Source organism: Allorhodopirellula solitaria (assembly GCF_007859855.1).
GTDB lineage: Bacteria > Planctomycetota > Planctomycetia > Pirellulales > Pirellulaceae > Rhodopirellula > Rhodopirellula solitaria.
On record NZ_SJPK01000002.1, the window covers coordinates 318,986 to 330,597 of the forward strand.

Consider the following 11,612-nt stretch of genomic DNA (forward strand, 5'->3'; position numbering starts at 1 on the left):
GCGGCACCGAGCAGCCCGCCAGGCTGTTAGCTCTGAGCGTGCTTCACGGCCGGGTTCCTCTAGCGGGAGCCGGTCGTGGTCAGCGAGTTGACGCGGGATTCAATGGTACCTTGAATCTGGGATAGTTCCCCTTCGAGAGTCTGGTTGCTGCGATACAGTCGAACCAATCGCTCTCGGGTCTCTTTGACGCGAGCGCGGAGTTTTTCGTTGTAGTCTTCGATAGCGATCCGTTCTGCTTCGGTTTGATCGAAATCCTGTTCGAGCAGCAGTTTGTCAGTTTGGTAGGATGCGAGCATGCTGACGGTCGCGTCGATTGCTCGCTGCAGGACGTCTCTTTCGAAGCCCAGGATTTTCGAGCGGTTTTGCAGGTCTGCGATTCGCAGCCGGATCCGACGCAGGACGAAGCGGTAGTCGTTGAGCGGGCGGAGGTAGTATTCGTCGACGAGTCGTGCAACGCCTTCGGCTCGCATCGCATCGGCAGCCTCTTTCTTGACGAGCAACAGGTCGCCCTTGGCGAGTCTGATTTCTCCTTCGTCTCCGACTTGCAGTCGACCGTCGGCAGCCCGGCCGCTACCGTCGAAGAAACCGCTTTCGAGAGCGCCGCGTTGGTCGGGGGAATCGACGACGATCGTGTAGGGTTCGGTGAACTCGACCTTCACCCAACGCGACAGCGGTGGATCATCGGGGCGGGCGCGTGAGCCGTCGCGAAGATACTTTTCTCGCGTCTCAGCGGAGGCTTTGGCCAAGATGCTGTTGATGAGTTGTTCGTCGACGCGTCCAAAAACATTGTCGTCATCAGCGACACTTCCTGCGGCGATGAAGGGGCGGTGGCCGTCGAGCGGCAGCATCTCGTAAACCGACCAACTGCTGGCGTTCCCGTTCTGAATCAGATCCTGCTGGTTCTGCATCAGCGGCCCGGTGGGCGACAGGGTGACTTGGTTGGGCGTGCTGCTGACGACTCGGAACTCGCCGAGATAGCCAACCGGCACGGGGACGTCGATATTGGGGCCACGGCCTTCACCGAAGCCATAAACAACCATTCCCTCAGCGATCAGGGGATCGGCTGCTGCTTCGTCGTCGGCATCTTCATCAACCGGTTCTTCACCGGGTTGCGTTTCCGGGGGTGGCTGCGTCAAGACAATGCTGGGCTGGCCCTGGAAACTGGAATTGGTCATCCGCAGACCGCGCCACCGTCGACCGGCCTCCAAGCCGATTGCCGCCAGGTTTTGCGACATCGGCAGCACGCCTTCCTCGGAGAGCGGGTTGTTGAGGTCGCCGTTGCGCAGTTCGCGTTGCTCGATCTGGGCGTTCTCTAGGCGTTCATCAAGCTGTTCCTTCTTCTCGTACCACGCCGAGCGGCTTTTCAGCGACCCCGCGACCGGGAAAACAAAGATGACGGCGAGAATGGTGGTCATGATGATCGCCACCATTTCATACCATCTCCAGTCGGCGGCGGCCTTCCAGAGCAGAAAAGCTTGGGCCAGCACCAGTACGATTAGTAGTCCGAGTAGGGCGTACGACATCGAGCAGTAGATAAGAAGTGAGGATGTGAACGGAGAATTTCCTCCGAGTTTAGTCAACAAGTCTAATCGACAGAGCGGCGCAATCGCGCGTTTTTCGCCAAGTTTTCTGACCCGAATTGCTGACGAGGCAAATGAAAGCCTGCCAACCCCTACATCTTGCCTATCAGGTACGAGGTGCGCCTGCCAGGTGGGGATGTACCGCTTTTTCAGCCTCTAGCGGTCAAGCCGGTTCCCCGGGATGTCCGAACCAACACTTGCGGGGGAACCCCGCGCGCCACCGCTGGCGAAATTGAACACTCCAACCTGACTATCTGCCATGGATGGTAACGACGTGACCGATCCAGCTCTGAAGTACGATTTTCACGCTCATCGACGATTCAATCGTCAGATCATGGGGCAGGTTGCCCCCCTGCTTGTGGTGGTGGTCTGTGGGTTGTGGGTAGGTGGCTGTTCGCGGTCGCACTACCGCGTCCAAGCCAACAAGGAAGCCAACGCGTTGATCGCGGAAAAGGCCTCGCACGTCGCTCGGCCGGTAAACACGCGGCTCGACATCGAACTCGACCCGCGCAGCCGTATGTTCAATCCCTTCGATCCTGATTTCCAGCCGATGCCGTTGGACGATCCCGCCTCGCACCGCTACATGCAGTGCGTCGACGGCCGACGTGGCTACCCGATGTGGGATGCCGCGGGCCTGACCAATACCGCTGAAAACCCGGGGTGGTGGCAATACCTACCGCTCAACGAGAACGGGGTTTTGGAGCTCAACTCTGAGAACGCGGTTCGGATCGCCATGCTGCATTCACCGGAGTACCAGGAACAGCTCGAGAGTCTCTTTCTCTCGGCGTTGGACGTCAGTAGCGAGCGTTTCCAGTTCGATACCCAGTTCTTTGGTGGTGCGAGCACGTCCTATACCACGGCCGGACCGGGACAATTTGGCGACAGCAGCAGCCGTGTTGCCGTGGGCGGATACAGTTTAGGACGCCGCGATTTTGCGATGGAGCGCGCTTTCGCGACCGGTGGTAACCTCGTGGTCGGTCTGGCTAATAACATCGTGTGGGAACTCAGTGGTCCCAATTCGCAATCGGCGGTGACGGTGCTCGATTTCGCCATGATCCAGCCGCTGTTGCGGAACGCGGGGCGGGACCGGGTGCTCGAACGTTTGACGCTCGCCGAACGAAACCTGCTGGCCAACGTCCGGTCGTTCGAGCGTTTCCGCCGGGGGTTCTACCTCAACATTGTTACCGGGCGAAACATCGACGCAGGTGTGCAGCGTAGCGGCGGTGTTTTTGGTGTCGGTCTGAGTGGATTCACGGGTCTGGGCGGCGGTTTCAGCGGCCTCGGCGGCGGTGGCGGCGGATTCAACTTCAACTCCGGTGTCCCCGATGCCGGTGGGTTCTTTGGTCTGCTCCAGGATCAGTTGCAGATCCGCAACCTCGAAGAGAATGTGGCCCGGCTCGGCGAGAATTTGCTCGTACTTGAAAACACGCTCGTGGAACTGCTCACGACCATTCCGGAAGATCCCGAGGCGATCATTCGGCAGCGATTGCAGGTCTCTCAGTCACGCTCGTCACTGCTGAGCGCGCAGAGTGCCTTGGTGACACGCCGCGTCGGCTATCAGAATTCCATCGATGGTTTTCTCACCGACCTGGGGTTGCCGCCCTACATCTGTGTCGAGATCAACGATCCCACATTGACACGGTTTGAACTGATTGATCGCGATTTGCGGATGCGTCGTGAGGAGCTCATCGCCGTTCGCTCGGAAGTCGGCAGGATCAACGTTGAGCTGTTGGACTTGGCCGAAACGGAAATCGACCCCACGACTGGGTTGCCGACATCTCGCGTGGCGTGGGACAACCAAACCAAAGCGCTCGTCGAGGAGCTGCGGCAATCATTGCAACCGATATCGCGGTTCTCGCGATCGCTCGTTCAGGAAGATTTGCCGCGGGTCCGCGAAGACCTCGCCACCCTTCAGGAACAGATTCCCGAGCGACGACGGCAGACCGAATCGCTGCTGGCGCTCTACCGCGAAGAGCAGAACACGATTTGCTCGCTACTCGGTATCGAGTCGGTCGATGAATCGATCTTCGACATTGAGCCAGTCCTCGAAACCGGCGGCGAACTCGAAGAGAACTACGCTCGCCTCTCCTCGCGCTTAGAGCTATACCAAGCCGAGATCGATGCACTGACCGATTCGATCGAGAGATTTGTCGCGGCGGGACCGGGGACAAACAACGAAGCGGAAGTCGCCGAACAGATCCGCGACCGTGTGATTCTAGCGAGCCAAGATCTGCTCGCCAAACTCGGCGATGACGTGCTCGAGTTGCAACTCGTTCAAGCCCGCGCTCGAGTCGAGAGTCTCGTCCTCCCAGAAGTGGAGATCGATCCCGGCGAAGCATTGCAGATCGCTCGTGTGAACCGACGTGACTGGGCCAATGCCCGCGCCAGCCTGGTGGATCGGTATCGCTCGATCGAATTTATCGCTGACAATCTCGAGAGCAACTTGGATGTGATTTTTTCAGGCGAGATCAACAACGATGGCAACAACCCCTTTGCGCTGCGGAGCGATTCCGGAGCACTGCGGGTGGGTTTGCAGTGGGATGCACCCATCACGCGGCTGCAGGAACGCAATACCTACCGCCAGTCCTTGATCGAATACGAGCAAGCCAAGCGGTCGTACTACGGCTACGAGGATAGTATTTGGCGACTGATGAGGTCGACGATCCGGCAACTTCGAGCCAACCGCATCAACTTTGAACTCGGACGGCAGTCGGTGCGAATCGCAGCGTCTCAGTTGGAGATCAACGAGGACATTCGCGAATTCCGCGATGCCCGAGGGCTCAGCAGCGGGCCGACGGCCGCTCGGGATACCATCACGGCTCTGAGTGCGTTGCTCGATTCACAGAATGGGTTGTTGAACCTCTACGTGAACTTCGAAGTCGTTCGCCGCGGACTGGACTTGGATCTCGGCACGATGGAGCTCACCCCCGACGGGATGTGGATCGACCCCGGCCCCATTGATCCCGACGCGATGCTGGGCTTGGTCGGTACGAGTGAGACGGGCATGATCGAATGCGGGCCAACCCCCTTCATCGATGGTGAAAACCCCTGCACGCCGCCGGCTTGCGGAGGAATCCCGATCAGACCGCAACCGACCGCAGCGATCTATGGAACCGGGATTTGACGGTGATCCCGGCAGCGTCGCCCGTCAGACGTCGACTCCCGGGAGTCGACGCTCGGGAGTAGGTGTCCAGAAGTCGTAGACGCCCAGAAGTCGCCGACGAGGAGCCTATCCGCCGACCGCGTCGCAGCCGATTAGAACGGCACCGAGCCGGGCGGATCCTCGCCGTCTTCCCAGTCGTCGGAGAGGTCGTCGATCGACCCGCCGCGTACCTCGTGATCTTCGAGGAAGCTCTCACCATCGTCATCGTCGTCGAGAAGTTCGTCAAAGTCCTCGTCGAGATCGTCGTCACCTGGATCGAGTAAATGTTCTGGGGGCGAGACCGAATCGTTGGGGATCCAGCGGATTGTGGGGCGGGGTGGGTCCGAGAGCGAAGTGCCACACTCGATTGCCGACCAGCTCAGGTCGCCCGGCCCGTCGGCGGTATCGCCCGTGCAGACATCCTCATCGCCGGCGAGCAAGTAGAGGGTGGCGTGACGCAAGAAGCTCTCGATGTCCCCGGGCTTGTACGCATCGCCGCGGCAAACCGCTTCCATGTCGGGCAGATCGAACTGGCCATTGCCGACCGTGTCCATCACGACCCAACCGTCGTCTTCGGTGAAAATTCGCACGTTTGTCCACATGTCCAAGGGCGGCAGTTCGTGGCTCCAGGCGTGGTTGAGCCCTTGGCGGAGCAAGTCGGCGTCGCGCAGGATTTCGCCACCCGGATTGAAATAGCACAGCGCCTCGGGCGACTCGAGCAGCGCGGTCACCGCCCGCGTCAGTGCTTGTAGCTCAGCCATCGCATCATAGTCGTGCGGGACCAGAGGTAGGTCATCTTCGTCGTCGTCCTCGCCCTCCTCTGTGCCCAGGATGTAACTGATCAGCAGGCGGACATGGGCGGTATGCTCTTGGACTGCCTCGGCGGCCCCCTCCCATCCCCACGACTGCGCCGCTGCCCGTTGCAGTCCCCCGGGGAACGCCAGGGGACCGTATTGGCCGAGCGACCAGGCGACGAAGCGTTCAGGCGATTCATCGGGGTCCCCCATGTCGTCGGGCCAGGGGGCATCCGCCGGGGTTACTAACAAATGACCCTCGGTTTGCGGCCGGAACTCGTACACGAGCGTCTCGGGGGCCTCGGCGTCGTCGGACTCTTGGCGGGCTGCCAATTGGAAGCTCTGCAATCTCCGCTGGATCTCTTCGCTCGACAGCGGTCGCTTCAAAAGGACACACATGCCCTGAGTGAACAATCCTTTTGCCATCACGTCACTCCTATTCGGTTGAGTTGCCAGCGATCCATGCTTCTATGCGGATGCCGAACCGATCGGTCTTCTGTCACGCCTATTTCTCGCTTTCGTATCGCTCAATCCTAAGGCACCGGCAGTGTTTTTGCGACCGAATTGCACTGAAATTCGCCGTTGAGCCCTAAGTTTTCCTGTTTTGAACGGTTCGAGGGAAGGCTCTGCCTGCTCGCTGGCGTGGTCGAAACACTCCGACAGCGGTCTATTTCGCCCAAACGGATTTTTCGCTGGAAATCCGCCGGATTTTCTGCGAACAGAATATCCCCCTATAGGTGTATACCTTATAATGATGCAAATCATTCAGGCCAGTTTCCAACCACCCGGGAGAAAATCTCGGGTATTTTTGAGGACAATGTGCAATCCGTAAGGTAGCGTTTGTCTTGAAAATTGCGGTGTTTCAACACAATGGCTCCGCGGGGGTGGATTGACATCCGAGCGACTTGCCTGCCACGAACGGTTGACTCAGTACTACCATGTTAGGGTAGAACATCTGTCGACTTGGTCGGCGTTCAGTGGAACTGTTTCGCCGTTGGTTCCGTCTACTGAGGTAGACGGGCCACCCACTCAAACCTTATCTACTTGGAAGAAGACCTCATGTCGAAACGCCTTTTAATTGTCGATGACCACGCCGTCTCGCGGTTAGGGACTCGTGCAGCGCTCAGTGAAACTGACATCGAAATTGTCGGTGAAGCTACCAAAGCGACCGAAGCTCTCGAATTCGTCAGCAACGACGTCCCTGACGCCGTTTTGCTGGACATCCGCATGGAAGGTGGCGACGGACTGAACACCCTTGGCCGACTGAAACTTGACCATCCCGACCTGCCGATCTTGCTGTTCTCGGGCTATGACAACCCCACCTACATTGCCCGCGCGGTTGCGCTCGGTGCTGCCGGTTACGTGCTCAAGTCGGCTCCGATCGAGCGATTGGTCGAAGCGCTCAATCTCTGTTTCGCTGGCGAGCAATCTTGGACTCGTGAAGAACTGCGACGCGTGACCGGTGCCTTGGCCACGCCGCGTATGAGCCAAGACATCGACGTGCCACTGACACAGCGAGAGAGCGAAGTGCTGCGACAGATGGCCCTTGGCCTGACCAATAAAGAGATCGCCAAGATGCTCGGCATCAGCTACGAAACGGTGAAAGAACACGTCCAGCACATTCTTCGCAAGCTCGGGGTCTCCGACCGCACCCAAGCCGCTGTGTGGGCCGTTCGCAAAGACCTCGTTTAGTCTAGGATGCAAGGACGCGTGACACCCTCGACAGCAGTCATTGGGATTTCGTTTCAATTGGAGACGGAATCCTACCGTTACCGGACGCCGATGAAATTCGGCGGCCGTGTCGTCAATGATGCCACTGTGCTCAACGCGACCTGTCATGCCACGCTCGCCAATGGCCAGCGTGGTGTGGGACTCGGTAGCATGACCATGGGTGTCGCGTGGGCTTGGCCTGATGCCAGCCTCGATGACGCCATGAAACTATCGGTTGTTCTGGATCTAGCCGCTAGCCTCGCTGCGGCCTGTGAATCGTTGGATGTCTCGGGGCATCCGGTGGAAATCTGCTTGGAGCTTGCCGCTCAGCGGCCGCGGATCGCCGCTGACGTGGCTCAGAAGCACTCGCTCTCGGCACCGATCCCTGAGCTCGCAGTCCTGTTGGCTGGGTCGGTAATCGAAGCGTCGCTCGTCGACGCGCAGGGCAAAGCAACCAGCCGAAGCGCCTATGATTTGCTTTCGCCGGAGCACCTCCCTAGCGACCTGGGGAAACTTCTCGGCGAGCAAGCCTATGACGGTTTGACGCTCGATCAGTTCGTCTCCTCCGCTCCGGTTGCGACGCTGCCGCTCTATCATCTCGTCGGTGCCCTGGACCCGTTGACGCTCGAAGAGGTCGCTACGCCGGTCGACGATGGGCTGCCCGAAACGCTCGACCAATGGATCGAGCGAAATGAACTAACCCACCTCAAACTCAAGCTCGCCGGTGATGATGCCGATTGGGATCTGCAGCGAATCATTCGTGTTGATGAGGTAGCCTGCCAAACCAAACGACGCGGTCGATCGACAGGCGAGCCTTATTTCTATTCTCTCGATTTCAATGAACGTTGTCCCGATGAGGACTACGTCCTCGATTTGCTCACTGAACTTCAGAAACGTTGCCCGCTCGGCTACGAGCGTGTGCAGTACATCGAGCAACCGACTGCGCGGGACCTGACGCGTCCCGATGCGGTGACGATGCACCGCGTGTGCAAGCTCAAACCAGTCGTCATCGATGAATCCCTCACCGACCTCAATAGTCTTCGCATGGCGGTCGAGCAAGGGTATTCAGGGATCGCCCTGAAAGCCTGCAAGGGACATGCGGAAGCACTGTTACTCGGCGCTGTGGCGCAGCACGAGAAACTGTTCCTCTGTGTGCAGGACCTGACCTGTGTGGGAGCTTCGTTCCTGCACTCCGCGTCGTTGGCTGCCCACATTCCCGCTGTTGCTGCTGTCGAGAGCAATGGTCGCCAATACTGCCCGGAAGGCAACGCGGCCTGGATGCCTCGCTATCGCGAACTGTTCGAGATTCGGGGCGGCGAAATTCCCACCGCGATGCTCAATGGCCCCGGGCTCGGATTCGACAAGTAGAACGCGCGGCGATGACCGGCCCTGCAAGTGGTCAGTGGTGTTGAGCTGGGCGGATCGACTGGTGAGCCTACTCGGCTCGGGATCGACGTTCACTGGTTCTCTCGCACCCAATTGATCAGTCCACCAGTTCGAATGATCTCGATTTGACGCTCCGAAAGGGTATGCTCGACGATCAAGCTTGTTTCCCGGGTGCTGTTTTCAATGATTGCTTGGGGGCCATTTCGAAGTTGCGGAATCATAGTCGAAATCTGCAGCTGGTCATCCCGGTAGATTCTGTCGTAGTCGTTCGGGTTGGCGAATGTCAGAGGCAGGATGCCAAAGTTGACGAGGTTCTGCCAATGGATCCTTGAGAAGCTGATCGCGATGACGAGGCGTAGGCCGAGGTATCGTGGTGCCAGGGCTGCATGCTCGCGACTGGAGCCCTGCCCATAATTCCGTCCCGCGACGATCGCGTGGCCACCGTGATCTCTTAGTTCGGTAGCCCGTTGGCCGTAGGTCTCGTCAACCTGCTCGAAGACGAAATCGCTGATCGCGGGGATGTTGCTTCGGAAAGGCAACACCCTCGCTCCGGCGGGCATGATTTCGTCGGTGGAGATGTTGTCGCCAACCTGGAGCGCTACGGTCACCTCGAGTTCATACGGTAGCGGTTCAAAAGCGGGGATCGACACGATGTTGGGGCCATGAACCAATTCCACCCGGGAGGAATCCTCTGGGTCGAGCGGCTCCTGCAGCATGGTGGTATTGAGAATGGGTTCAGCGGGATCGTCGATGCGCGGGTAGCTCATTACCGACTGCAGGTCTCGCGGGTCGGTGATCGCGCCGGCCAGCGCCGAGGCCGCTGCCGTTTCGGGGCTCACCAAGCAAACGCGGTCTTCACGCGTCCCCGATCGGCCCGGGAAGTTTCGCGGTACGGTCCGCAGGCTGATGCGGTCCGTGGCGGGAGCCTGCCCCATACCGATGCAGCCATTACAACCGGCTTGATGGATTCTCGCGCCTGCCTGCAGGAGGGGCTGCAGATATCCATCAGCGACGAGGTTTTGCAGAATCTGACGCGACGTCGGGTTAATGTCCAGCGACAGGCCCGATGCCACCGAGCGGTTGCGGATGATTTCCGCGACGACGGCGAAGTCACGGTAGCCGGGATTGGCCGACGACCCAACGTAAGCTTGGTAAATCGGCTCGCCGGCTACCTCGCGAACCGGTCGCACGTTGTCGGGGCTCGACGGCATCGCAATCATCGGCTCGAGGCTCGATAGATCGATTTCATCGTTCACGTCGTACCCCGCACTCTGGTCAGCGACGATGCGGCTCCAGGCATCCTCACGGCCTTGGCCACGGAGGAAAGATCGGGTGACTTCATCCGATGGAAATACCGATGTGGTCGCTCCCAATTCGGCACCCATGTTGGCAATGACGTGCCGGTCCATGGCACTCAGGTAGGCGAGCCCGTCGCCATAGTATTCTACGATTCGCCCCACGCCCCCTTTGACGCTATGCCGACGAAGCATCTCGAGAATCACATCCTTGGCACTGACCCAATCGGGCAACTGGCCACTCAGCCGAACACCCCAGATCTCGGGCATCTTGACATAGAGCGGGTAACCGCAAATCGCCATGGCGACATCGATACCGCCGGCGCCCATGGCTAGCATCCCGATCGCTCCGGCGGCGCAGCTATGGCTGTCGCTTCCCAGAAGGGTCTTCCCGGGCGCACCAAAACGTTCCTGGTGCAGCGGGTGGCTAACCCCGTTGCCGGGGCGGCTGAACCAGAGTCCGAATTTTTGGCAGGCACTTTGCAGAAACAGGTGATCGTCGGGGTTCTTGAAGTCTTCCTGTAAGAGGTTGTGGTCAACATATTGGGCCGACACCTCTGTCTGTGCCCGCTCGAGGTGCATCGCCGCGAGTTCGAGCATCACCAAGGTTCCCGTGGCATCCTGCGTCAGCGTCTGGTCGATCTTCAACCCAATCTCGCTACCAGGCTGCATTTCGCCTTCCAGCAAATGGGACGAGATCAATTTCTGTGCAACGTTCATTTTCGGTGTGTTGCCTGACATGCGGAGCCCCTCGTGTTTGACTCAGTTTGCCGTGATGCGATTGGCTCAAACACGTGGCGGAGCGAATCGAGTCACGTCGAAAACCTACAAAACGCCGCAAACATCGTGCCGCCAACTGGCCGCTGAGGCGTCCCGGTTGCAGCCATTTCGGCACGTTGATTGCACCTCTTGGATCACCGCGTCATAGGACGGTCGGGGCTGGTCGCTGTAGGCCAGCCGATGACTCGCTTCGCAGGTGCGTCGAATTCGCGTGGGCCGTCCGTTTTCCTCCTACTAGGAGCCCCTCATGCTCGTTAGCAAGACACATTGGTTGGTCGCGATTGCGGCAGCCGGCTTTGTCGCCGGACCAGCCGTCGCTCAACAAGATCGCGTTCCCACCACCAAGCCCGGCACTCAGTCCGATGCCCAGCCGAGCGGCGAACAGCCACCCGTCGAAGCAGCGGCGGAGGGAAGCGGCGATGCTGATGCCGCGGTCGATCCGAACGCTCTCGAGCCAGACAAGCTCGAGCAGCAAATGCGGATGGACCAAATGGCGATGAAGCAGACGATGAAGAACATCGAGTTGGTGTCGAAAGTGAAGTCGGAACTGATGAGCGATGAGCGGTTGGCTGCCCGGGTGGCTCGAGAGATCCTGATGCAGGAGTTGGTCCAGGACAAAGAGTATCTTGCGATGATGCGAGACGGCCTGCGAACCGAAACGGATTCCGATCCCGCCATGGAGTCTCTGGTTGAAAAGATTTCCGCTGCCAAGGCCGCCATGGTGAAGGACGAGGCGGCTATGATGTCCATGACCCGGGAGTTGATGGTTCGGCAACTGGCGGCCAACCGGATCGCCATGATGAACGGCGGCCGGCTAAACGAGCAGGCTCCCGAGAACGTCAGCGAGAGAACAGAGGCGGATTCCGACGCTGGCCAGATTAGTTCCAGTGAGGCGGAAACGGAAGCGACCGCGGCGGTCAATTAG

7 protein-coding genes are annotated in these 11,612 nt (G+C 59.3%); 4 read left to right on the top strand and 3 right to left on the bottom strand.

Translation table 11 applies throughout. The features are described from left to right. Nucleotides 1–59: 59 nt before the first annotated feature. A complete protein-coding gene (locus tag CA85_RS04545; protein WP_146390119.1) occupies nt 60–1,523 on the bottom strand; it encodes a hypothetical protein in 1,464 nt (487 codons plus the stop codon). A gap of 391 nt (nt 1,524–1,914) precedes the next feature. Here CA85_RS04545 and CA85_RS04550 point away from each other — a divergent pair, with 391 nt between their 5' ends. Next, complete coding sequence (locus CA85_RS04550) at nt 1,915–4,704, top strand: hypothetical protein (RefSeq protein WP_146390424.1); 2,790 nt, start codon at nt 1,915–1,917, stop codon at nt 4,702–4,704. A gap of 131 nt (nt 4,705–4,835) precedes the next feature. Here CA85_RS04550 and CA85_RS04555 read toward each other — a convergent pair whose 3' ends face one another. Continuing rightward, the gene (locus CA85_RS04555) at nt 4,836–5,942 is read right to left on the bottom strand and encodes a DUF4261 domain-containing protein (protein WP_146390120.1); all 1,107 of its coding nucleotides are present in this window, start codon (nt 5,940–5,942) and stop codon (nt 4,836–4,838) included. A 633-nt stretch (nt 5,943–6,575) separates the two neighbouring features. On the opposite strand from CA85_RS04555, the gene CA85_RS04560 reads away from it, so the two are divergent. Beyond that, nucleotides 6,576–7,208, top strand: coding sequence for a response regulator (locus CA85_RS04560; RefSeq protein WP_146390121.1), 633 nt, complete (start codon nt 6,576–6,578; stop codon nt 7,206–7,208). An 18-nt stretch (nt 7,209–7,226) separates the two neighbouring features. Beyond that, on the top strand, nt 7,227–8,594 hold the full coding sequence (locus CA85_RS04565; protein ID WP_246112501.1) for an enolase C-terminal domain-like protein: 1,368 nt from the start codon (nt 7,227–7,229) through the stop codon (nt 8,592–8,594). Nucleotides 8,595–8,683: 89 nt separating this feature from the next. Here the strand turns inward: CA85_RS04565 and CA85_RS04570 are convergent, their stop codons facing one another. Further along, entirely contained in the window at nt 8,684–10,627 is a 1,944-nt protein-coding gene (locus CA85_RS04570) for an aconitate hydratase (protein ID WP_146390123.1), read from the bottom strand. Between the two features lie 307 nt (nt 10,628–10,934). On the opposite strand from CA85_RS04570, the gene CA85_RS04575 reads away from it, so the two are divergent. Next, a complete protein-coding gene (locus CA85_RS04575; protein WP_146390124.1) occupies nt 10,935–11,612 on the top strand; it encodes a hypothetical protein in 678 nt (225 codons plus the stop codon).

What these genes read in the sequence shown, in the direction of transcription:
- CA85_RS04545 (WP_146390119.1), bottom strand. Translation starts at nt 1,523, where the DNA reads ATGTCGTACGCCCTACTCGGACTACTAATCGTACTGGTGCTGGCCCAA.
- CA85_RS04550 (WP_146390424.1), top strand. Translation starts at nt 1,915, where the DNA reads ATGGGGCAGGTTGCCCCCCTGCTTGTGGTGGTGGTCTGTGGGTTGTGG.
- CA85_RS04555 (WP_146390120.1), bottom strand. Translation starts at nt 5,942, where the DNA reads ATGGCAAAAGGATTGTTCACTCAGGGCATGTGTGTCCTTTTGAAGCGA.
- CA85_RS04560 (WP_146390121.1), top strand. Translation starts at nt 6,576, where the DNA reads ATGTCGAAACGCCTTTTAATTGTCGATGACCACGCCGTCTCGCGGTTA.
- CA85_RS04570 (WP_146390123.1), bottom strand. Translation starts at nt 10,627, where the DNA reads ATGAACGTTGCACAGAAATTGATCTCGTCCCATTTGCTGGAAGGCGAA.
- CA85_RS04575 (WP_146390124.1), top strand. Translation starts at nt 10,935, where the DNA reads ATGCTCGTTAGCAAGACACATTGGTTGGTCGCGATTGCGGCAGCCGGC.